This window comes from Pseudomonas sp. H1_D04 (assembly GCF_054683855.1).
Window position 1 is genome coordinate 1235762 of sequence record NZ_CP162826.1, and the last position, 22749, is coordinate 1258510.

Genomic DNA, 22749 nt, shown 5'->3' on the forward strand with positions numbered 1-22749 from the left:
TCTTATTGTTCTGTCAGCGGGCGTACGAGGACGCCGCTTTCGAGGTGCGCCAACTGCGCGTCATCGCTGATGCCAAAACCGATCTGCGTCACCGCCATCGCAGCAATCGCAGTGGCGCGGCGCAGGGTGTGCTCGGGGGCTTCGCCGCTGAGCAGACCGTGGAGCATGCCTGCCAGCAGCGAGTCGCCGGCGCCTACGGTGCTCGCCACCGTGACCTTGGGCGGCGTCGCATGCAGTGTGGCGCCCGAGCTGTACCAGCTCACGCCTGCGGCGCCGTCGGAGACCACCACATGTTCCACACCTTGTTGATGCAGTTGGCTGATGGCATCCGCAGCGTTATCCAGAGCGTCGGCGAGTTCCTCAGTATTGGGTTTGACCAACCATGGGCCCGCCTGCAAACCGGCGCGCAACGCTTCGCCGCTGGTGTCCAGCGCGACTTTCAAACCGAGGTGTTTCAACTGCACCAACACCCCATGCAACCACTGCGGGGTGACGCCGCGAGGCAAGCTGCCGGCGACCACCACCGCGTCATGCCCGGGGGCAATTCGCGTGAGTTGATCGAGCAACGCCTGTTGCGCCTGCTCACTGACCAGCGGACCTGGCGCGTTGATGTCGGTGACCCGGCCGTCCTGCTCGGCAATCTTGATATTGCTGCGGGTTTCGCCGGGGACGCGGATAAACGCGTCGGCAAAACCACGGCGTGCGATCAGGGCCTCAAAAGCTTGAGGATTGTCCTCCCCCAGAAAGCCGCCCACGGTCACCTGATGCCCAAGATCTGCCAACACTTGCGCCACATTCACACCCTTGCCGGCGGCATGGGTGAGCACGGTGTCGCTGCGGTTGACTTCACCGGGTTCCAGGCGCGGCAGGCGCACCGTAAGGTCCAACGCCGGGTTCAGCGTCAGGCTTAAAATCCTTGCCATTTACACGGCCTCCACAAGGGCACGCACTTCAGCAGGAGAACCCACCGCCAGTGCTTTTTGCGCCAGGCCCTGGGCCTCGCTCAGACTGAATTCACGCACCCGCGCCTTCACTTCAGGAATGCTGCGGGCGGACACACTCAACTCATCCACACCCAAGCCGACCAGCACCGGCACCGCCAGCGGGTCTGCCGCCAGCTCGCCGCATACGCCGACCCATTTGCCATGGGCATGGGCCGCACGCACGGTGATATCGATCAGTTGCAGTACCGCGGGGTGCAGGCCATCGGCCTGGGCCGACAAGGTCGGATGGCCACGGTCGATGGCCAGGGTGTACTGGGTCAGGTCGTTGGTGCCAACGCTGAAGAAGTCGACCTCTTTGGCCAGCACCGGCGCCAACAACGCAGCGGATGGCACTTCGATCATGATGCCCAGTTGCAGGTCGGCCACCGGGATTTCCAGGCGCAGGCGCTCGGTCATGTCCCGGGCTGCGCGCCATTCATCCACGCTGCCGACCATGGGAAACATGATGCGAAGGGGACGGTTATCCGCCGAGCGCAACAGCGCGCGCAATTGCGCCTCCATGATCTGCGGGCGTTGCAGCGTTAGGCGAATGCCACGCACACCAAGGAAGGGGTTTTCTTCCTCGGCAATCGGCCAGTAAGGCAACGGTTTATCGCCGCCCACATCAAGGGTGCGCACCACCAGCGGGCGCCCGTCGAGGCCGTCGAGAACGCGGCGGTATTCGGCTTCCTGGGTGGCTTCGTCCGGGGCTTGCGGGTGGGCCATGAAGATCAGTTCGGTGCGCAACAGGCCAATGCCTTCGGCGCCCTGCTCGACCGCTTTGGCAACACCTGCGCTCTCGCCGATATTGGCAAACACTTCCACGGCGTGGCCGTCACGGGTGACAGCTGGCTCGTGACGCTGGGCCGAGGCGGCTTGCAGGCGTTGTTCGCGGGTGTCGCGCTCGACGGTAGCGCGTTGCAGGGTGGCGGCGTCGGCGTCCACGTGCAGGCGACCGCGCTGGCCATCCAGCAACAGCGGCGTGCCGGAGGCCAGCAGCAACACGGCCGGACCGGCGCCGACCAGCGCGGGGATACCAAGGGCACGGGCGACGATAGCGCTGTGGGCCGTAGCGCCACCACGGGCAGTGAGGATGCCGGCAACGCGAGCCGGGTCCAGACGGGCAACGTCTGAAGGGCCGACTTCGTCCATCACCAGGATGTAGGGCTCGGTAGGCTCTTGGGCGGTTTCGACACCGCACAGTTGGGCCAGCACCCGCCGACCAATGTCACGCAGATCGGCGGCGCGTTCAGCGAGAAGAGCATCCTGCAACGACTCCTGCTGCTTGGCGGCGGCTTCGATCACGCTCATCCAGGCGGCTTCGGCGCTTTCGCCTTGCTTGAGACGGGTGTCGACTTCATCGGTGAGTTCCGGGTCGTCGAGCATTTCCTGGTGGGTGATAAAAATCTCGCGAATCGCCTTGGATTGGCTGCGCTCGATCAGGCCATGGATATCGCGGCGTACCTCAGCGAGTGCATCTTGCAGGCGCTGGCGCTCAATGGCCGAGGACTCACCGCGCAGCGGGTAATCGAACACTTGCTGGATCTGCACATGCGCAGGGCCGATGGCAATGCCGGGCGCAGCGGCGATGGCCTGGACCTGGCTGCCGGCCAGCGGTGCGCTGAGCGTGGGTTCGGCCTCAACGATGGCAGGCTGGGCGCTCGCGGTCGGCAATGGCTCGACCTCTTCACCCAGGCCCTCTTCTACTGCCGCCAATAGCGCGGGCAGCGCATCACCAGCAATGGTCGGCTCGGCGACAAACTCCAGCACCTGGCCGCGACGGGCGCCCAGGCTGAGCAACTTGCTCAGGCTCTTCACCGACACGGCGCCCACGGGGCCATCGACGATGCGCACACGGATGTCGCCTTCAAAACTTTTTGCCAATTGCGCGAGGATCTTCGCCGGCCGCGCGTGCAGGCCATGGGCGTTGGCCAGGGTGATGCGGGCACTCGGCCAGTCCGGCGGCAGTTCACCGCCCAGCACTTCGAGTACCGCACGGCTGCTGGTGGCGCGACCCAATTCCTGGCCTCGGCCTTCGATCAACAGCGCGCACAGGCGTTCAAGCAACGCCTGATGGGCTTCGCCCAGGCTGGCCAGGCAGAACAGGCCATTGAGCGGCTGACCGAGATAGCGCATGGGTTTGTCGGGCGTGACGAACGCCAGACCAGGGCGCTTGACCGTCTGCTCGCTGTGCAACCACCACAAGCCATCGCCCAGGGGCAACGCATCGACCTGCTGCAACACAGCGGCGAAACCATTGCTCACACAATCGGCCTGGCGCAACAGGCGTGCGCCTCTCCAGACAAGCTCTTCGAAGTCATCGGCGGACACGCCCAAGCTGATCATCTGCGCGTCCAGCGCCAGCTCCTGCGGGGCGCCTTGCAGCAGTTTCAGCAACGCTTCAGCGCTGCCAGCACGGCGCAAGGCCTGGCCCAGATCGGTTTCACCGAGGGCGCGGGTGAGCAGTTGCAGCAGGCGCAGGTGTTCATCGGACTTGGCGGCAATGCCGATGGCCAGGTAGACAATCTGACCGTCGCCCCAGTCCACCCCTTCGGGGAACTGCAACAGGCGCACGCCGGTGGAAAACACTTGGTCGCGGGTTTCGGGAGTGCCGTGGGGGATGGCAATACCCTGGCCGAGAAAGGTCGAGCCTTGGGCTTCACGGGCTTGCAAGCCGCTGAGGTATCCCTCGGCGACCAGGCCATCAGCCACCAGTTTGTCAGCGAGCAGGTGCAAGGCAGCAGATTTATCCGCAGCCACTTGGCCCATGGATATCTGCTCTACAGTGAGCTCAAGCATGCCGTTCTCCTAGTTAGTGCAATGGGTGCACTAGGTATTGTTTTGAATAAAACAGTGTAGAGGCGTTCGGTAATAACTGACTGAGTAGTCAATTGGCAGTAGGCACTCAGTAGCGAACGTCGTAAAAATACGCTGGCTGAAACGTTTAATCTAGAATTTAAGGCAGATTACGCGTTAATTGTGCATCCTTGAAGGACCACTCGGCACTTGAGCTGGAACATGGGTCGTAGGCTGGAATCGGTTACGATTGGAAAAAATGTCGGGGCAAGCTCCAAAAAACAAGGAAATCCCGGTTTGAAACTCAGTGATATCGCGCGTCTAGCCGGTGTGTCCGTGACCACCGCCAGCTACGTCATCAATGGCAAGGCCGAACAGCAACGCATCAGCAACGCCACCGTTGAGCGAGTGCGTGCCGTGGTCGAAGCCCATGGCTTTACGCCCAACCCCCAAGCCGCCGGGCTGCGCAGTCGGCACACGCGCACCTTGGGCTTTATTCTGCCCGACTTGGAAAACCCCAGTTACGCACGAATCGCCAAGCTATTGGAACAAGGCGCCCGCGCGCGCGGCTATCAGTTGCTGATCGCCAGTTCCGACGATGAGGCGGACAGCGAGCGCCAACTGCTGCAACTGTTCCGCGCGCGGCGTTGCGATGCGTTGTTCGTGGCCAGTTGCCTGCCCGCCAGCGATAACAGCTACCGCGAGCTGCAAGCCAAAGGCTTACCGGTGATCGCTATCGACCGGGTGATGGAACCAGACCAGTTCTGCTCAGTGGTCAGCGACGACCGCCAGGCGTGCCAGCAACTGACCAGCAGCCTGCTGCAACCACTGCCCAAACAGATCGTGCTGATCGGCGCACGGCCTGAGCTGAACATCAGCCAGGAGCGTGCCGATGGTTTTCGTGAAGCGCTGCAAGGCTTCACAGGCGAGGTGATCGTCGAACACGGCGAATCCTTCAGCCGTGATTGCGGCAGACAGTTGATGGAACAACTACTGCAACGACTGGGGCATTTGCCTGACGCACTGGTGACCACGTCCTACGTGCTCTTGCAGGGTGTGTTTGACGCGCTGCATGACTTCCCACTCAAGTCGCGCCCGCTGCGCTTGGGCACCTTTGGTGACACTCAGCTGCTGGATTTTCTGCCGCTGCCGGTCAACGCCATGGCCCAGCAACATCAACTGATTGCCGACGCTGCCTTGCGCCTGGCCTTGGCCGCGATTGAAGAAGAGCAGTACCAACCGGGCGTGCATGCGATCGGCCGGACCTTCAAACAGCGGATCCACGAGGCCTGAGCGTGGAGCTGATCGACACCCATACCCACTTGGACTTCCCGGACTTCGACAACGATCGCCCGCAAGTCCTCGCCCGCAGCCGTACACTCGGGGTGCAACGCATGGTGGTGTTGGGGGTGTATCAGCAAAATTGGCAGCGACTGTGGGATCTGGTGCAGGCGGATGAAGGATTGTTCGCGGCTTTCGGCTTGCACCCGGTGTACCTGGACGACCACCGTCCCGCCGACCTCACGGCATTGGGCGACTGGCTGAGCCGCCTGCACGGCCACCGGCAACTGTGTGCGGTGGGTGAAATTGGCCTGGATTACTTCCTTGAACACCTGGACCGCGAACGCCAGCAGAGCCTGTTCGAAGCCCAGCTCAAACTGGCCGTGGACTTCCAACTGCCGGCGCTGCTGCACGTACGCCGCAGCCACGCAGCCGTGATCGCCACCCTCAAGCGCATCCGCCTGCCACGAGGTGGCATCATCCACGCGTTCGCCGGAAGCCGGGAGGAAGCCCACGAGTACATCAAGCTGGGCTTCAAGCTCGGCCTCGGCGGTGCCGCCACGTGGCCCCAGGCTTTGCGCATGCACAAGGTGCTGGCGCAATTGCCGCTGGACGCGGTGGTACTGGAAACCGACGCCCCCGACATGGCACCGGCCATGTACCCAGGCCAGCGCAATAGCCCTGAGCACCTGCCCGAGATCTGCACCGCCCTGGCCGAACGCATGGGCACCAGCCCGCTATTGCTGGCCGAGGCGAGCACACGCAATGCGTGGGAGCTGTTCAAGTGGTAAGGCCGGGATCACCGCTTGCAGGTTAAGGGTCATTCGCTGCCGATGGCGGGCGTAGCGCAGCACCAGGAAATGCACCAACAGCACCAACAGTGACACGTTGAGCTGGCCGATCACGCTGATCAGCCCCACCCATTCAGTCACCAGTGCCACGATCAGCACCACGCTGGTCAATATCGCCATGCTCGGGCGTACCAGCGCCCAGTGGTCCAGCGCTTTGAAGTGGCGCAATTGCCGTGGGCAGTTCAGTTCCAACACATGCTGACAGTAGGGGCAGTCGAAAGGTTCTTCGATGGCGATGGCATTCAGTTGCCAGGGCTTGAGTTCAAACGTGATGTCGCAATGGGCGCAGTGCCCCTTGATGCCAGCGGCGGTGGTCATCGTCGTGCCTCCCCTTGAGCGGGATTGAGTGAAATAAATTCTCACTCATTCCCGCGAACAAAAAAGGCACCCAGGGAAATCCAGACGAGAACTACATCACCAGAAGACCAATCCTACTCCGCCCCCTTACACGCGAAAGGCCCCGATCAATTGCTTCAACTCGATCACCTGCAATGAGAGCTGCCGGCTTGCCGCCTCGGTCTGATGTGCGCCTTGGGCCGCATGTTCGCCGGCCCGATTGATTTCGACGATGTTCTGGTCGATATCGTGGGCGACGGCAGTCTGTTGTTCCACGGCGGCAGCGATTTGCTGGTTCTGGTCGACGATCATGCCGACGGCGCCGAGGATATTTTCCAGCGCCTGCTGGACCTTTTCCGATTGGCCGACGGTACCGCTGGCCATTTCATGGCTGGTGCCCATGGCCTTCACTGCCGCGCCGACACCGCTGTGCAGGCGGCTGATCATCTGTTCGATTTCTTCGGTGGAATGCTGAGTGCGCCGAGCCAGCGTGCGCACTTCATCGGCCACCACCGCAAAACCGCGTCCCTGCTCACCAGCCCGCGCGGCCTCAATCGCCGCGTTGAGCGCCAGCAGGTTAGTCTGCTCGGCGATGCTTTTTATGACTTCCAACACGCTGCTGATCGACTGGCTGTCAGTGGCCAGTTGGTTGATCACCCCCACTGACAAATCTATCTCCGAGGCCAGCCGCGCAATGCTGCTCTGCTGGGATTGCACCAGTCCACGGCCACTTACGGTTTCATCGTTGACGCTGTGAGCACTGCTGACCGCCGCGGCCGCACTGCGCGCCACTTCCTGGGCGGTGGCCGACATCTGGTTCATGGCCGTCGCCACTTGTTCGATTTGCGTGCGCTGGCCAGAGACCGCTTGATTGCTGCGGGCCGAAACCGTTTCCACTTGTCCGGCCTGCAGTTCGACCTGGCTGACGGTGTGACCGACGCGTTCGATCAAGTCATGGATTTTCGCCACGGTGCCGTTGAACACCTGGCCGAGATCGCCCAACTCGTCGCGGCTTTGGGCGACAAACGTGACGGTCATGTCGCCGGCCGCCACCTTGTCCATCATCGCCCCCAGGCGTCGCAGGGTGGTGCGCGTCGAGGCGTAGAAGCCTGCGTACAGATAGAAGATCAGCAGAAATACCGCTGTCAGTGCCGAGACCAGTACCACCATGTGTGTACGGTTTTGCGCCAGGCGCTGATCCAGTTGCTGCCCGAGAAAACTCAGGGTGGCGTCATCGAGCTGATAGGTCTTGGCCATCAATTGGCTGACGCTGTCGTAGAAAGCCTGCCAAGGAGCTTCGAGGGTTTCAGCCATGACCACCTGCTCTTCAAACAACTCGCTGCCTTGCTTGAGGCTGGCGTTGCTGGCCTTCGCCAAGCCATCAAGCGCAGCGTGAGCGGCTTTGCTGGAGCCCAGGGCGTCCTGCAATTTTAAGCCGTATTCGGCCTGGAGTTTTTCCAGCTGTTGCAGCAGTTCGTCAAAACGGGTGCTTGAGGAGGAATTGAGGAAGCCCTGTCCCAGGGAGTAAGCGCCCATCGCCCGCCCTTCTCCCAGGGTTTGAGTGACTTGGGGGGTGACACTGGTGATCAGTTCGCTGAGTTGGCGTAAATCGCTCTGCGGGTCACGGCTCAAGCCGGATTGGCTGGCAATGATCTGGCTGAGCATCTGCGATTTATTCAGCAACTTGCCGATCAGCGCACTTTTGCTCAGCAACGAAGTTTCCTGTTGCTGGGCCTTGAAGGCGGCGATCAGTTCGTCGCGCTTGCCTTCAAACACGGTGATTTGCTCGGGCTCGGTGGCCATCGGGTTGAGGCCTTGCAAACGGGTGAGCACGCTCTGCTCCAAGGCGCCGATCTTGGCCTCAAGGTCACCGGCTTTGCCGGACTGGCCGAGGGTTGCGTTGATCTGCACCTGGTTATTCAGGGTCTCCAGATCTCGGCGCAGGGCCAGGCTGCTGCCGAGCAGATCAAGGCTTTGCAGTTCGACACGGGTGCCCTGGAATTCGCGCCAGGAATCACGCACCAGGTAGTAGTTGGTCGCGAGCATCGGCAGCAGGAACAGCACGCTGATCAGGCTGAACTTCATGCCGAAGCTCAGGCGATTCATCAGCGCGATGGCGGGATAGAGCAAGCTCTTCACAGGTGAACTCCCTTTTCTTTTATTTTTATTGAGGCGCAGGGCGGCGGCAGAAAGCCACTATTTGGCGCTCTGTCTATATAGCTCAATTTGAAAGGGAGTTTTGTAACTTAAGGTTAACGACAGGAGCGAAGGACTCGCTCCTGTCGGAGGGTCAAGGCAGCACAGTCCAAATGGCGAAACCGGCATACCACAGCACTGCCGCGCGCAGCAGCAGCTCCCAAAGCCGATCCAGGCTATTGATGCCGTCTGCACCTACCACCGGCGGCGGGATTTCAGCAGCGACCAGGCCGACTTTTTCCACCAGTTGCGCGGCGCTGATGTCCCAGTTCAGCAGCTCGTGAAGCATGACACGACTGACCGCGACGAAATTGCCCACCAAGGCAAAGCTGGCCGCCAGCAGGCGCACCGGCAACCAGTCAAACGCATGACGCAATTGCCCGGCGCGTTCAGCCACCAGTGGGTTCTGGCTGTGCTCACTGGCCAGGGCCAAAAGCCGATAGGCCAGCGCGGCGACCGGCCCCAACAGGAAGTACCAGAAAATCACTGCGAAAAAGCTCTGGTAAGCCTGCCACAACAAATGGCCCTGAACGCGTTCCAGCAGTTGCTCACCGCTGTCGGCACCCAGCTTCAGGTCGCGCTCGGCCACGTGCTCGGAAGCTTGCAGATCACCCCGGCGCCAAGCGTCGCGAAACGGCCCAAGCCCGGCCAACAGATCACCACGGCCCAAGCTGTAGATCACCACCAGCAGGTGCACCGGCAGCGCCAACAAGCCATAGGCCACTGGTTCCAGCACCAGCAGCAACAACGCCAGCAACGCCACCGGCAGCAACACCAACAGGACCAGAATCAGCCAAGGTTGCTTGCCCAGGCGCGGGCTCGACTCCAACTTGGCCAATTCACGCAACCAGCCGCCGTCACGCTGCAATCGCTGGCGCATGGCCGAGAACTTCTCGATCCACACCGCCAGCACCAATACCAGAAAACTCATCGTGCGTGTCCTCCATCCTGCAGAGCGCTGCGAAAGCGCGTCCAATCAAAAGCGGGGCCGGGATCGGTCTTGCGCCCCGGGGCGATATCGCTGTGACCGCATATGCGCTGCGGCGTAATACCGGAATAGGCCGCCAGCAACTGAAGGGTAAGGTCGATCAGCGACCTATATTGGGCGTCGGTGAAGGGCAAGTCATCCGTGCCCTCCAGCTCTATACCCAAGGAAAAGTCATTACAGGTTTCACGCCCTTCGTAGCATGAAACCCCGGCATGCCAGGCGCGGTCGATGCAGGACACAAACTGCGTCACCGCGCCGTCGCGCTCAATCAGAAAATGCGCAGACACCCGTAGCTCTGCAATCCCTTCAAAGTAGGGATGTTCCGTGACATCCAGGCGATTCTGGAAAAACTCCTGCACCTTGCCAGTGGCGAACTGCGCCGGTGGCAGGCTGATGTTATGCACCACCAACAGTGAGATTTCGCCTGTGGGGCGCTCGTTGAAGTTGGGCGAAGGGCAATGGCGAATGCCCTGGCACCAACCGCTGGCGGGGTCCAACTGCATACAGGATCCTTGAACGTGACTAAGTGTGACCAGTATGCCGCGTTCGACCCCGTGGTTGCGATCACTTGCCGCGATTGAGTTGACGCAGTTGTCCCACCACTGCCGCCAGTGCTCGCTCGAACAGCGGCCCATCATCCAGGATGTACAGCGCCCCACGCTTGAACGCCAGCGCCAGTTGGCCTGCACTTTTATCCAGGACTTTGAGCCCGGTGCGGCCAACAAAAACGTAGGTATTGGCCGGTGCCATGATCGCCATCAGCTTGCACCGCAGAGCGCTGGGCTGCCCTGGCTGGAACACGACCCAGTCACCGATCCGCAATTTGTAAACTTTGAGCAGGTCCGGATCATCCGCCGGGAGATCTTCAACTGAACCAGGCGGCGTTGTGCTGAGCACTAAAGGTTCGCGCACTTCGATCAACCCATCGACACCCTCGGTCGGCTGGACATGCAGGGCCTGCAAGCGAACAAAAAAATCACGGGTGCTGAAGGGGTCGAAGGCTGCGCTGGTCAACCCGTCGCGTAGGGCCTTGAGCAAGCCCGGCAACTGCTCTACTAAATGGCCCCCGGCTTCGGTGTCTTGCGGCAGGCTCACACTCCAGATCAGCTCATCCATGGTGCGCAGCGCTGCTTGCCATTGCACCGACTGCTCGCCGTACTTGAGGCTGGCCAGCAACAGCACCTGACTCCAGGCCTGTTGCAGAAACAGCACCACAGCTCGCGGTAAAACCTTGCCCAATAGCCGTCGATTGAGCACCTCGGCCACCCGTGCTCGCGCCGCGTCAGTGCGCACGCGCCCTTCTTCGGCGTCGCGAGTGTGCTGCTCAAGCAACTCGCAGCGCCGACGCTCATCAGCGGTAAACGCATTGAACTCAGTCAGCAACAGGGAAAAAATCGCCGGGTCTTCGACATACTCATTGAGCAAACGCTGAACCACCTGCTCGATGCGCAGATACAGACTGTCGCGCTGGTAGTCAGCGACCGGGCTCCAGCCCATGGCGGTCGTGGCAATTTCATTCAACAGGCGCCGCGCTGGGTGGCTGGCACGGCTGAAAAAACTCTTGTCCAGCACCGCCACTTTCAGCAGTGGGATCTGCAGTCGGCCGATCAAAGCCTTGAAGGCGTCCGGCACGGTGCGGTCGTTGAGGATAAATTCGAACAGCAAGGCGATCAGGTTGATTACATCTTCGTCCGCATCCTCCACGACCCGCGACTTGCCACTTTTGACGCTGACACGGGTGAGCAATTGCTCAAGCTGGTTACGCAGGTCGAAATCATCTTCGACTTCCGGTTCCGGCACGTACTGCTGCAAATGGGACAACAGCCGCAACAGGTCGCGGGTGGCGATGGGCTGGGGTTCTGCGCTGGCCTCAAGCGTAGGCGACACGCTACCGCGCACGGGGGCCAACAGCGCCTGCAAAGCGGCGAAGGCTTGCTGGCCATTCTCGTCGACGGGTTGCTCCGCGCTGGGCAATGCTGCTTCACGCTGGTAATCACGAGTGGCGCGCTCGCCAGGGCGACGGGAGGGTACAGCCTTGAGTTCCGGCAATACGCCGGTGGCGCCCAGCAACTGGTTGGCTTCCCCGTAGAGTTGGTCGGCGTCACTGAGCACGTATTTTTCAAACAGTTTGAGCATGATCAGTTTGACGCGGATCTCCACACCCAAACTGCGCCCCGCACGCAGGAAAAACTCGCACAGTAGCGCCGGGCCCAAAGGGTTTTCACGATCATCCAGGTTATTGCCCAGCAAGGCACTCAAGCGCGCGGTCAACTGCCCAAGCGCCAGGCCGTCTCGGTTGCGCACCCGGCCGACCATAGCCTCAAGTGCCACGGCTTTTTCCAATTCATCCTTGGATGAACTTGGCGCCGTGTCATAGGACATCACCGGCACCATCTGAAGCTCGCCCCTCCCCGCCTGACCCAGGCCGCCAAAGGCTTGGAATAACCGCTCCATGAACACGCGCTCGAAATTCTTGCGCTTGAGGCGCAGGTCGCGCATGGCTTCAAAGAAAATATGGTGATCCACGTTGCTGCGGGCCTTGTCGGCCATCTCGAACAACGTGTCGTCGGCGTTATCGAACAATTCCTGCAGCCCCTGCTGCAACTGTTGCGCGGCTCTGTCGCGAACCTGCAGCAGTACCACCGGCAGGCGCGCGAGCGGCGATGGCGTGGCGTGTGCCCTGTTGATTGGCACCACCTTTCCGTCATTGTGCATCCTGGCCTCCTGAAACGGCGGTATTGAGTTGGGGAAAGATCGGGTACAGGCCCGTTGGGCGCTGTGGAAACCGCTCATCACCAGGACGTCAAAGCTATGACGCCAATTGCAAGGCGCAGGATTATCTTGCAAATGAGGGCCGTTGCGCCAGCACCCTCTGACATTGCGTGGTAAATCAGCGGTGACTCTGGGTTCGAATGCACGCTACCCCTATAATCGGGACACTTTGTTTGTGGAGCCTGTTATGCCGAACCTCCGTCTTGCCGACCTCACCGCCGAAATCGAAGCCAACGTGCGCCGTGCACTGCTGGAAGACATCGGCAGCGGCGACATCACCGCGCAGTTGATCCCGACCGAACGGCTGGCCACCGCCACCATCATTACCCGCGATATCGCTGTGATTGCCGGTACGGCCTGGGTAGACGCAGTCTTCCGCCAACTGGACCCAAGGGTCGCCGTGCACTGGCAAGTGGCCGACGGCGAGCGCGTCAGCCCCAACCAAGCCCTGTTCCACCTCGAAGGCCCGGCGCGCTCGCTGCTCACCGGCGAACGCTCTGCCCTGAACTTCCTGCAGTTGCTGTCCGGGGTCGCCACACGCGCCCGGTTCCTCGCAGATTTTGTCGCCAGCACCCAGGTCATGCTGCTGGATACCCGAAAAACCCTGCCCGGCCTGCGCCTGGCGCAGAAATACGCCGTGACCTGTGGTGGCTGCCACAACCACCGGATTGGCTTGTATGACGCGTTCCTGATCAAGGAAAACCACATCGCGGCCTGCGGTGGTATCGCCCAAGCCATTACCGCCGCGCACAAAATCGCGCCCGGCAAGCCGGTGGAAATCGAAGTGGAAAGCTTGGACGAACTACGCGAAGCACTGGCAGCGGGCGCCGACATCATCATGCTGGATGAATTGAGCCTGGAAGATATGCGTGAAGCCGTGCGCCTGAACGGCGGCAAGGCGAAGCTGGAAGCCAGTGGCGGGATCAATGAAAGCACCCTGCTGCCCATCGCTGAAACCGGAGTGGACTACATCTCCATCGGCGCGATGACCAAGGATGTTAAGGCGGTGGACTTGTCTATGCGACTGAGCATCTGAGGTCAATATTTGATGCTTGATTGTGGTGAGCGGGCTGACCCGCACACCACACAAGTACGTCGGCGTCAGACGACCAGGTTATTCATCTCGCAATACTCTTCCCAATCAACACCCAGCACCTCGGCCGCCTCTTTGTGCAAGGCCAGCCGTGCGGCTTCGAACTCTTCCGGTGTCGAGGTGTACTTGAGTGTCAACTCCCAAGGCTGGAGGCCCTGGCTCTCGGCCTCGTCCTCGAATGCCCACTGGATCTGGTCGCGCTGATCATCGGCGCTCAGGTCCTTGATCTCTTCTTTGAGCTGCGGCGATTCCTCGATGTATTTTTCGAGGGCTGCTTGATGTCGAACTTCCTGGGTCATTTCAGTCGTGGTCATGTTGTTCTCTTAGATCGAGGAATGGGGATGCATCTGTGTCATCAAGGTTGCGCAGATACAAAAGAGCGGGCATGAATGCCGACTCGTCTGGCCTTCAGAACCATTCTGGGATCATCTGAAAACGTTGCCGTTTAAACACGGCATCTAAAACAGTAGCGCCTTTATGCCCGAGACAGGAATCGAACCTGCGACCTTCGCGTTACGAGTGCGCTGCTCTACCAACTGAGCTACACGGGCGGTGGGCTAAAGCTAGCACCGCATCGGGCGTCCGGCAACTTACACCCCTCAGCGAGCAATGACCCCCTGGGCCCAGAAACGTGGTTGCAGGTGATTTCCATGGTCACTCAGGTATTGCTGCTGGGCTTGCGCGATGTGAGGGACATCGCGAAGTGCAATCGCAATCAACAGACCAACGGCCAGCACACTCAGTACTTTCCAAGCCCACCCAACCAGCGGTAGCGCAACCGTTGCCGAGGCACCCCACACATGCAGCGCCATTAGCCAGCCGATTGTCAGTGCCAGCCAGACTTGGGAAATGGGCATCACGATCACGCCGTCGACCATGGACTGCACCAAGGCGCCGACCAACGCTGCAAACAGACATAAGCGCAACAGATCAACGCGCTCGGCAGACAGCGCCCTCTCACGCAGCACACCAAGCGTGGCCCATCCGGAACGCCACGCCAACACCGCCACGCAGAGTGCCGACGGCACACCCCATTCGCTGGCCCATTGCAAAACGGACTGATGCGGATGGGCGGCGATCTCGTTGGCAATATCAGCAAAATGCATCGGCCCGAACCCGAGCCATGGCCGCTCGACAAGCATATGCCATGCCTGCCACCAGATTGGACCACGCCCAGACAGCGAGGTGGTGAGGCGGTCACCGGCGCCACTGGAAAGCACAATCCCCAAGTGGTCGGCCAGCGCCGTAAATACCAGCCAGTACAACAACAGGCCGCCTGCGACAGCGGCCAACTGCCACCCCATCCAGCGTCGCCCCCAGGGCCCCAGCAGCGCCAGCAGTAAACCCGCCGCGCCCATCCCTAGCCATGTACCGCGCGTACCACCGCTTATCGCAATCAGCCACCAGACGCACAACAAAGCAAACGCCGCACCTCGCAGGGCGCGGGAGATATTGGGTATCAGCAGGGGAAGCGCCAGTAACGGCAGGGTAAATGTCTGGAACTGACCGTAGAAGCGCTTGTTGGAAAAGCCTGACAGCAACAGGTCTGGATCCAGCGTGCGTGCACCACTGGTGAATGCGAGCGCACCGGCATACAGATATTGGATGGTTTTGATCAGGCACAGCAGCACCACAACCAGTATCAGCACACGATCCATCGGCTCACCGCCGTGGCGCCGGAGTAAGGCAAACGCTACGGCAATCGCAGCACAACTGAAAAACAATGCCACTTCGGTGAAGGCCCAGAGCGGCTGATGGGCCAGCACCGAAGACACCATGCCCATCACCAGAACCAGCGCCAGGCCCCAGCCCGTAAGCCTATCCACCAAGGGTTCAAGCCTGGTAACCGACAGCCCATACAGCACCGCACAGACGCCGATGGCAATCTGCACTACGCGCTGCAGATCATGCCCACTGAACGGTGCGCAGATCCCAATCGTCAGCAAGCACACCACTGCTACCAGGAACACACCGCCTCGCTGCTGTACGGATAACGCCATCGGCCACCTCTACTTCCCTGTGGATGGTTTAGCAGTTATGCGCCGCAACCCTTGCCGGCATATTTCTCTTCAGCAGTTGTAGTGCATTTCCAGCCGGTGGCGCTGCGCGTCAGGCTGATGGTCTTGCCCAGCACAGGCGCTGGCGCATCAAGTATTTCGCAACTGATGGAGCCCACGCCCGTCGTGACGTCGCCTGCTACATCGATCTTGCAGTTGGCGGTCGGGGTCGTGCCGCCAATCAAGGCCAAGGTGGGTACGGTGCCCTGATTGAAGGTGTCTTCGTAGCCGGCCTTCAAGGCGGTAATTTCAGCCAGGCCGGCAGTGAACTTGGCCTTGGCCTGGTGTGTGGTGTACATCGGGAGGCCGATGGTGGCCAAAATGCCGATGATTGCCACGACGATCAACAACTCGATCAAGGTAAAGCCTTTTTGACTCATCACATTCACTCTCCAGAATAGAACTCATGACAAGGCGCGTCCTGCACCCCGTTTTTTTCAGCGGCGCCAGTGTACTCACCCGTAAGCGGTCAATCGCGCACAAGACGCACATTCTGACATTTTATCCTGCGCCCTCGACACGCCCGAATCCGTCACCTGACTACGCTATAAATCTTCGAAGGTTTATATGCGGAACCGCGACATGAACAACGCTTCAACGATTTATGCTTGGGAAGGCATCAACCGAAAAGGGCGCAGGGTGTCCGGGCAAACCAAGGCTCACAACCCTGCCCTGGTCAAGGCGCAACTACGCCAGCAAGGCATCAGCCCTGGCCGTGTGCGCAAGCACTCCCCGATGCTGCCAAGCCTTACTCATTCGGTTAAAGCCACTGACATCACGCTGTTCACTCGCCAACTGGCAACGCTGCTCAGAGCCGGAATCCCCCTTTTGCAAGCCTTCGATATCATCAACGAAGGCTTCGACAACCGCGTGGTGCGTGAGCTGGTACAAGACCTGAAACAGCACATCGCAGCCGGCACCAGTCTGGCCGAGGCGTTGCGTAAACAACCGCGCTACTTCGATAAGCTGTACTGCAACCTTGTGGCCGCGGGCGAACAAGCGGGTGCGCTGGAGACCCTGCTGGACCGGGTAGCGATCCACCGCGAAAAGAGCGAGCAACTCAATGCCAGGATTAAAAAGGCCATGACCTACCCCGTTGCGGTCCTGGTGGTTGCCAGCCTGGTCACCGGCATACTGCTGGTTCACGTAGTTCCGCAGTTCCAGACCCTGTTCGCCGGGGTTGACGGTAAGCTGCCAACGCTTACCTTGCAGGTGATCGCCTTGTCGGCATTCGTGCAGCAAGCCTGGTGGATGCTGGTGTTGGGCATTGCCGCCGGAATCATGGGGTTGCGTAAGGCCTATCGGAGCTCGCCGCGTTTTCGCTACTGGCTCGACGCCGGTTTGTTGAATGCGCCCTTGGCAGGCAAACTGCTGACAAAATCCGCAGTGGCCCGCTACGCCCGTACGTTGTCCACCACCTTTGCAGCCGGTGTTCCACTGGTACAGGCTTTGGACTCAGTCGCCGGCGCCGTGGGCAATGCCCCGTTCAAACAGGCAATCGAACATATGCGTCACGATGTATCCACTGGCATGCAGTTGAATCACTCCATGGCCAACAGCGGCCTGTTTCCCAGTATGGCGATTCAGATGACAGCAATCGGCGAAGAATCGGGCATGCTGGAACAGATGCTGGAAAAAGTCGCCAACCACTATGAGAACGACGTGGACAACCAAGTCGACAGCCTCACCAGCCTGATGGAACCGCTGATCATGGTGGTTCTGGGGGGGATTGTCGCGACGCTGGTCATCGCCATGTACCTGCCGGTCTTCCAACTGGGGAGCGCATTTTGAATTTGCTGTTGAGTGAGCACCCATGGGCCTTTGTGGCGATAGCGTCGGTACTGGGGCTGATCGTCGGCAGTTTTCTCAATGTGCTCGTGTGGCGCCTGCCAAAAATGCTCGAACGGGAATGGCGTGCTCAGGCCCACGAAGTGCTCGGTTTACCTGCTGAGCCTGCCGGGCCGACCTACAACCTGATGCACCCCAACTCGTGCTGCCCGCACTGTGATCATCCGATCCGGCCGTGGGAAAACATCCCGGTGCTCAGTTACCTGATACTCCGAGGCCGCTGCGCCCACTGCCAGGCAACCATCAGCACACGCTACCCCTTCACCGAGCTTGCGTGCGGGCTGATCTCGGCCTGGGTCGCCCTACATTTCGGCTTTGGCTGGCAAGCCGCAGCAGTGCTGATATTGAGTTGGGGGTTGCTGGCAATGAGCCTGATCGACGCGGACCACCAATTACTGCCAGATGTGCTGGTGCTGCCATTGCTGTGGCTGGGGTTGATCGTCAACAGCTTTGAATTACTGACAACTTTACCCGACGCCCTTTGGGGCACAGTGATGGGCTACATGAGCTTATGGAGCGTGTTCTGGCTGTTCAAATTGGTCACCGGTAAGGACGGCATGGGCCACGGCGACTTCAAGTTACTGGCACTGCTAGGCGCCTGGGGTGGTTGGCAGATTTTGCCGATGACACTGTTGATGTCGTCGCTGGTGGGAGTGGTTATCGGGCTGATCCTGATGCGCGTGCGCAAGACTCAGGCTTCGGCCCCGATGCCGTTTGGTCCGTATCTGGCAATTGCCGGCTGGATTGCATTGCTCTGGGGTGGTCAAATAACCGACTTCTATTTGCAGTCTGTCGGTTTCAGATGACCACTTCTGTTGCAACACCCTGGATTCTTGGCCTCACCGGCGGCATCGGCAGCGGTAAAAGCGCGGCGGCCCAGCACTTTATCGACCTGGGCGTGGACCTGGTCGACGCCGACCACGCCGCGCGCTGGGTGGTCGAGCCTGGCCGGCCGGCACTGGCACGCATCGCCGAGCACTTTGGTGCACACGTGCTGCAGCCCGACGGTCAACTGGACCGCGCCGCGTTGCGCAAGCTGATCTTTGAAGTACCTGAAGAGCGCCTATGGCTGGAAGGCTTGCTACACCCGCTGATCGGCGAGGAGATTCGCAGCCACCTGGCGCGCGCGCGCTCGCCTTACGCGATCCTGGTGTCGCCGTTGCTGATCGAGTCCGGCCAGTACAGCATGACCCAGCGCATCCTGGTGATCGACGTGCCGCAATCGGCGCAGATTCAGCGTACCCTGCAGCGCGACGGCATCAGCGAACAGCAAGTACAGGCGATTCTAAAGGCTCAGTCCAGCCGTGAAGACCGCCTGAACCATGCCGATGACGTACTGGTCAATGACCAGGACCTCGCCTGGCTGCACAGCGAGGTCGAGCGACTGCACCACTTTTACCTTACTTTGCGTGGAGGCCGATCATGAGCCAACCCTTGACCGTCGACTGCCCAACCTGCGGCGCCCCCGTGGAATGGAAAACCGACAATCTCAACCGGCCGTTTTGCTCGGACCGTTGCAAACTCATCGATCTGGGCGCCTGGGCCGCTGAAGAACACAAGATCCCCGTAGCCCCGGACGCAGAAGACGAGCTGTTTTCCGAAGATCTGCCGCCTCGCCATTAAGGCCGCATAAAGGCGTATTCCTGCTGGTCGTCGAGGTTCTCTGCAAGGTATTGCAGCTCGTCGGCCAGGTCTTCAAAACTGCGCACGCCCTTGCTCTGCTGCACAACCGCACTGAGCATGGCCCGCAGGGTCAGGCCTGGGTCGAAACCGATTTCCTGCGCCGCATCCTGGCTTTTTCGCAACTCCTGCCGTGCCCACTCATACACACCCATGATCCGTGCTCCCCGCCTGCTTATCTAAAATTTGGCAGAGCATGGGCCTGCTCGCTCGCCCTGGGTTTGATCTGGATCAACGCTGCGAATCGTCATCCTTCCAAGGCGCAGAGAGGTAGCGGGTGCGGTTGAAGGTCTCCAGCCATTCGGGGCAAAACACCACCAGAGCGCTGATGACCATGCCGTTGATAAAGGCCTCTGGGAAGATGATCAGCCACAGGTAGCCGACGAAATCTTCCAGCCATTCTGGCATGGCAAAACGGCCGTCAAACCATAGCAAACCCAACCCCAGTAACAGGCAGAGCAAGGCCGACAGCGCGGCAGCAAAAAAACCGGAGCAAAAGATATACACGAAAGGATTGCGCGGCTGAGCCCGCTCGACCACAAGCGCACAGCCTTCGGTGATCAGCACCGGCAGCACGACCAGCAGCAGGCCGTTGACGCCAAGGGCCGCCAGGTCCTGGCGCCCAAGCAGCATTAACCCGAACTGGGCGGCAAAACCACCGACGATGGCCAGGGGCCAATCCAGCAGCAAGGTTACGGCGGTCATACCAATAAAGTGGTAGGACACACCAGTGTCGAAATCCCGCCGCACCAGCCACAACATGAACAGTGCGAACACCGTACCGAACAGCAAATGCTGGCGCCGCCGGTCGGCAAACAACTCGACCCAGGGCGAGCGCAGGATCGCCCATAGCAGCACCGGCGCGTACAACAGCCAGCCGATGCCCAGGGTTGTGGGCGCCAGCACTGCGGCGCTGATCACGGCCTCACCTGCTCCAGGGCCTGGCGCAATTCGGCAGCAGTGCCGTATTCGTGCTGAGAAACCAACGCACCGTTTTCCAGCTGCAGCCACAGCACTTTATCCGCCGCTGCGGGATAACGCGGCGCGATACGCGCGTCACGGTCCAGCATGACCCGGTAGTTGTAGGATTGCATGGCGGGTACCGCGAACAGTTTGGCGATCAGTCGAGGCATGCGCTGGATATCGGCGACGAACACTGCATGCCGTGCTTCTAAGTAGCCTTTAGGTTGGCCTTGCAGCGCCGCATCTACCAGCTTCGCTGCGTCCATGCTGCGCGCCACCAGCAGAATCTGCGCATGGTTATCGAGGGTATAGGCTTGGTCGAATTGATCGAGCAAGGTCCAGGGAGTGAGGCGCTCGCCCACTTCAACAGCCTGCGCCCATACCGGTAAAAGACTTAGCAACAACACCACCAGAAACTTCACTGCACGCTCCTCATTTGGGGGAATTACGCTTGAAAGGCCAGTCTACACCCTGGCTTTTGCGGCAGGACTTCCTGCGGTCATCATTTGGACGCTAAGCTGCATGCATGGATGACTCAGATTATTTGCGCCTGCTCACCGTAGCAGCCGAACAAGCCAATGCGTTCCTGTCCAATGCCCGCAAATGGGAGCGTGAGCGTTGGGTCTGCCAGCGCCTGCTGCAAGGTTTGAACGTGCCTTACCGCGCCGAAGAGTTTCATGCCGCAGGTCAAGAACCACCGGATGTGCTGTTTCGCGATGCCAGTTTCGAGGTGTTTTTCGTACTTGATGAAGGGCGGCGACTGAACGACGAATGGCGAGACGAACTGCTGCGCCGGCGTAGCGCATTCTCCCTCAGCCAACTGGTGCGGCGCGAAGCCAAGCCTCGGCGAATCCCCGCTCATGAATTCCTGCTGCGCCTGGCGCCCACGTTGCGCAAGAAGGCCCACAACTACAAAGAGCGCGGGATGGACCTGGGCGAACTGGATCTTGTCGCGTTCACCAGCCTCAAGCGCGAAGTGCTCGACCTCAACAGCCACTTCCCACCCCCCACCGAATACTTGCGCCAAGGCTGGCGCTCGCTGTCGCTGGTGGGGCCAACGTTCGCGCGAGTGCTGTTCGCTCACCCGGACGCCCCGGATTTCTTGCGCAACAACCTGGGGCGCAGCATAGTGTTCGACGTGGGGATCAGCCTCTGATCCCACCCCGACTGTAACGTGGCGCCCTTTTGCAACGTCTACCTGACGAGGCCTTATATGACCAGTCGCCTGAACCCCGACGACCAAAAGCATGTCGAAGAGTATCTGCAACTCTCCCAAAACCGAGTCGAGCGCAAGCCTTTCCGGCCGTGGCTGCTCCTTGGTGTGGTGCTGGTGGTGGTGATCGGGCTCGGTCTGCTGAGCCGCCTTTTGAGTTACCTAACGCTATGAGCTGCCTGGCGCTCGCGAGGGTAACTGCTCCGATTTCTTTTAGCCTTGCGAGATATCCCTATGACCCATCGTATTATTATCGTCGGCGGCGGCGCCGGCGGTCTGGAGTTGGCTACCCGCCTGGGTAAGACTCTGGGCAAGCGTGGCACTGCCAGCATCACGCTGGTGGACACCAACCTGACCCATATCTGGAAGCCGCTGCTGCACGAAGTGGCCGCCGGGTCGCTGAACTCTTCGGAAGACGAACTCAACTACGTCGCCCAGGCCAAATGGAACCACTTCGAGTTCCAACTGGGGCGCATGAGCGGGCTTGACCGAGAGCAGAAGAAGATTCAGTTGGCCGCCACCCTCGACGAAGAGGGCCGCGAACTGGTGCCTGCGCGCGTTCTGAGCTACGACAGCCTAGTGATTGCGGTAGGCAGCACCACTAACGACTTCGGCACCGAGGGCGCTGCGCAACACTGCCTGTTTCTCGACACCCGCAAACAGGCCGAACGTTTTCACCAGCAACTGCTCAACCACTACCTGCGCGCACATGCCGGACAGACCGATGTCGTCGAGCAGATCAGTGTCGCCATCGTCGGCGCCGGCGCCACCGGCGTCGAACTCGCCGCCGAGCTGCATAACGCTGCCCATGAGCTGGCTGCCTACGGCCTGGACCGAATCAAGCCGGAAAACATGCACATCACCCTGATCGAAGCGGGCCCACGCGTACTGCCCGCCCTACCGGAGCGTATTGGCGGGCCAGTGCATAAAACCCTGGAGAAGCTCGGCGTGACAGTGCTGACCAATTCGGCCGTCAGCGAAGTCACCGCCGATGCACTGATTACCAGCAGCGGCCAGGTGATTCCGGCCAGTCTTAAAGTGTGGGCTGCGGGGATTCGCGCGCCAGGATTCCTCAAGGACATTGATGGCCTGGAAACCAACCGCATCAATCAGCTGCAAGTGCTGCCGACGCTGCAAACCACCCGCGACGAAAATATCTTTGCGTTCGGCGACTGCGCCGCGTGCCCGCAACCGGGCACCGACCGCAACGTACCGCCACGGGCCCAGGCTGCCCACCAGCAAGCATCGTTGCTGGCTAAGTCGCTGAAGCTACGCATCGAGGGCAAGGAGCTGCCGTCGTACAAGTACACCGACTATGGATCGCTGATCTCGCTGTCACGCTTTTCAGCGGTGGGTAACTTGATGGGCAATCTGACAGGCAGTGTGATGCTGGAAGGCTGGCTGGCGCGGATGTTCTACGTGTCGCTGTACCGGATGCACCAGATGGCGCTCTATGGCTTCTTCCGCACGGCGATGCTGATGCTGGGCAGCAGGATTGGGCGTGGTACTGAGCCGCGACTCAAACTTCACTAACAACATAAAATAATGTTGGAGGGGGCCTGCTCCCGATCGCGGTGGGTCAGCTATGTCTTCATTGGCTGACAGACTGCTGTCGGGATCAGGCCCCCTCTCACGTTTGATGCGCAGTGTTTTGAGGTTTTGCGTGCGCAAAAAAAATCCCCGTATCTTTCG

General features: G+C 60.4%; 23 protein-coding genes and 1 tRNA gene. 10 read left to right on the forward strand and 14 right to left on the reverse strand.

The features are described from left to right. Positions 1–2: 2 nt before the first annotated feature. On the reverse strand, positions 3–923 hold the full coding sequence (gene pfkB / locus AB4N82_RS05730) for a 1-phosphofructokinase (protein ID WP_095183808.1): 921 nt from the start codon (positions 921–923) through the stop codon (positions 3–5). Further along, positions 924–3782 carry a phosphoenolpyruvate--protein phosphotransferase gene (gene ptsP, locus AB4N82_RS05735; RefSeq protein ID WP_122680383.1) on the reverse strand — a complete coding sequence of 953 codons (2859 nt, stop codon included), beginning with the start codon at positions 3780–3782 and terminating at the stop codon, positions 924–926. Between the two features lie 294 nt (positions 3783–4076). Between ptsP and cra the strand changes: the two genes are divergently transcribed. Beyond that, positions 4077–5072, forward strand: coding sequence for a catabolite repressor/activator (gene cra / locus AB4N82_RS05740; protein WP_095183806.1), 996 nt, complete (start codon positions 4077–4079; stop codon positions 5070–5072). 2 nt (positions 5073–5074) lie between these two features. Further along, positions 5075–5851, forward strand: coding sequence for a TatD family hydrolase (locus AB4N82_RS05745; protein WP_099601105.1), 777 nt, complete (start codon positions 5075–5077; stop codon positions 5849–5851). Here the strand turns inward: AB4N82_RS05745 and AB4N82_RS05750 are convergent. The 5 genes from AB4N82_RS05750 to AB4N82_RS05770 form a co-directional block, all read right to left on the reverse strand. Further along, positions 5798–6229: a hypothetical protein gene (locus AB4N82_RS05750; protein ID WP_032886205.1), complete on the reverse strand. Its 432-nt coding sequence runs from the start codon at positions 6227–6229 to the stop codon at positions 5798–5800. The genes AB4N82_RS05745 and AB4N82_RS05750 overlap by 54 nt on opposite strands. 126 nt (positions 6230–6355) lie before the next feature. Continuing rightward, positions 6356–8386: a methyl-accepting chemotaxis protein gene (locus tag AB4N82_RS05755; protein WP_122764729.1), complete on the reverse strand. Its 2031-nt coding sequence runs from the start codon at positions 8384–8386 to the stop codon at positions 6356–6358. Positions 8387–8537: 151 nt separating this feature from the next. Continuing rightward, complete coding sequence (gene ampE / locus AB4N82_RS05760) at positions 8538–9374, reverse strand: regulatory signaling modulator protein AmpE (RefSeq protein ID WP_095183802.1); 837 nt, start codon at positions 9372–9374, stop codon at positions 8538–8540. Then, the gene (ampD, locus tag AB4N82_RS05765) at positions 9371–9934 is read right to left on the reverse strand and encodes a 1,6-anhydro-N-acetylmuramyl-L-alanine amidase AmpD (protein WP_032886202.1); all 564 of its coding nucleotides are present in this window, start codon (positions 9932–9934) and stop codon (positions 9371–9373) included. The genes ampE and ampD overlap by 4 nt, the downstream gene beginning before the upstream one ends. Positions 9935–9995: 61 nt before the next feature. Continuing rightward, positions 9996–12146 carry a DUF1631 domain-containing protein gene (locus tag AB4N82_RS05770; protein WP_122764728.1) on the reverse strand — a complete coding sequence of 717 codons (2151 nt, stop codon included), beginning with the start codon at positions 12144–12146 and terminating at the stop codon, positions 9996–9998. Between the two features lie 244 nt (positions 12147–12390). On the opposite strand from AB4N82_RS05770, the gene nadC reads away from it, so the two are divergent. Further along, entirely contained in the window at positions 12391–13239 is an 849-nt protein-coding gene (gene nadC / locus AB4N82_RS05775; RefSeq protein WP_122764727.1) for a carboxylating nicotinate-nucleotide diphosphorylase, read from the forward strand. 65 nt (positions 13240–13304) lie between these two features. Here the strand turns inward: nadC and AB4N82_RS05780 are convergent, their stop codons facing one another. From AB4N82_RS05780 to AB4N82_RS05795, 4 genes are all read right to left on the reverse strand, one after another. Then, positions 13305–13610 (reverse strand): DUF6388 family protein, encoded by a 306-nt coding sequence (locus AB4N82_RS05780; RefSeq protein WP_122764726.1) that lies wholly within the window; start codon positions 13608–13610, stop codon positions 13305–13307. A gap of 164 nt (positions 13611–13774) precedes the next feature. After that, positions 13775–13847: transfer RNA gene (locus AB4N82_RS05785), tRNA-Thr, on the reverse strand. A 48-nt stretch (positions 13848–13895) separates the two neighbouring features. Continuing rightward, positions 13896–15296, reverse strand: a complete 1401-nt coding sequence (locus AB4N82_RS05790) for an O-antigen ligase family protein (protein ID WP_122764725.1) — start codon at positions 15294–15296, stop codon at positions 13896–13898. 35 nt (positions 15297–15331) lie between these two features. Next, a complete protein-coding gene (locus tag AB4N82_RS05795; RefSeq protein ID WP_032886197.1) occupies positions 15332–15733 on the reverse strand; it encodes a pilin in 402 nt (133 codons plus the stop codon). A gap of 202 nt (positions 15734–15935) precedes the next feature. On the opposite strand from AB4N82_RS05795, the gene AB4N82_RS05800 reads away from it, so the two are divergent. The 4 genes from AB4N82_RS05800 to yacG are packed head-to-tail and all read left to right on the forward strand — an operon-like array spanning position 15936 to position 18824. Beyond that, positions 15936–17144 (forward strand): type II secretion system F family protein, encoded by a 1209-nt coding sequence (locus tag AB4N82_RS05800; protein WP_122764724.1) that lies wholly within the window; start codon positions 15936–15938, stop codon positions 17142–17144. Further along, positions 17141–18007: a prepilin peptidase gene (locus tag AB4N82_RS05805; protein WP_122764723.1), complete on the forward strand. Its 867-nt coding sequence runs from the start codon at positions 17141–17143 to the stop codon at positions 18005–18007. Before AB4N82_RS05800 ends, AB4N82_RS05805 begins: the two co-directional genes overlap by 4 nt. Beyond that, positions 18004–18627: a dephospho-CoA kinase gene (coaE, locus tag AB4N82_RS05810; protein WP_122764722.1), complete on the forward strand. Its 624-nt coding sequence runs from the start codon at positions 18004–18006 to the stop codon at positions 18625–18627. Before AB4N82_RS05805 ends, coaE begins: the two co-directional genes overlap by 4 nt. Then, positions 18624–18824: a DNA gyrase inhibitor YacG gene (gene yacG, locus AB4N82_RS05815; RefSeq protein ID WP_032886193.1), complete on the forward strand. Its 201-nt coding sequence runs from the start codon at positions 18624–18626 to the stop codon at positions 18822–18824. The genes coaE and yacG overlap by 4 nt, the downstream gene beginning before the upstream one ends. Here the strand turns inward: yacG and AB4N82_RS05820 are convergent. The 3 genes from AB4N82_RS05820 to AB4N82_RS05830 all read right to left on the reverse strand — a co-directional run bounded on the left by AB4N82_RS05820 (position 18821) and on the right by AB4N82_RS05830 (position 20266). Continuing rightward, positions 18821–19036, reverse strand: coding sequence for a hypothetical protein (locus AB4N82_RS05820; RefSeq protein ID WP_032886192.1), 216 nt, complete (start codon positions 19034–19036; stop codon positions 18821–18823). The genes yacG and AB4N82_RS05820 overlap by 4 nt on opposite strands. A 76-nt stretch (positions 19037–19112) precedes the next feature. After that, positions 19113–19802, reverse strand: a complete 690-nt coding sequence (locus AB4N82_RS05825; RefSeq protein WP_032886191.1) for an energy-coupling factor ABC transporter permease — start codon at positions 19800–19802, stop codon at positions 19113–19115. Next, positions 19799–20266 (reverse strand): hypothetical protein, encoded by a 468-nt coding sequence (locus tag AB4N82_RS05830; protein ID WP_032886190.1) that lies wholly within the window; start codon positions 20264–20266, stop codon positions 19799–19801. Before AB4N82_RS05830 ends, AB4N82_RS05825 begins: the two co-directional genes overlap by 4 nt. Positions 20267–20370: 104 nt before the next feature. On the opposite strand from AB4N82_RS05830, the gene AB4N82_RS05835 reads away from it, so the two are divergent. Genes AB4N82_RS05835 through AB4N82_RS05845 form a run of 3 tightly spaced genes read left to right on the forward strand, consistent with a single transcriptional unit; the run spans position 20371 to position 22590 of the window. Further along, the gene (locus AB4N82_RS05835; protein WP_032886189.1) at positions 20371–21000 is read left to right on the forward strand and encodes a DUF1780 domain-containing protein; all 630 of its coding nucleotides are present in this window, start codon (positions 20371–20373) and stop codon (positions 20998–21000) included. 57 nt (positions 21001–21057) lie between these two features. After that, positions 21058–21231, forward strand: a complete 174-nt coding sequence (locus tag AB4N82_RS05840; protein ID WP_032886188.1) for a DUF3094 family protein — start codon at positions 21058–21060, stop codon at positions 21229–21231. A gap of 60 nt (positions 21232–21291) precedes the next feature. Beyond that, positions 21292–22590 (forward strand): NAD(P)/FAD-dependent oxidoreductase, encoded by a 1299-nt coding sequence (locus AB4N82_RS05845; RefSeq protein WP_032886187.1) that lies wholly within the window; start codon positions 21292–21294, stop codon positions 22588–22590. The last annotated feature ends 159 nt before the right edge of the window (positions 22591–22749 follow it).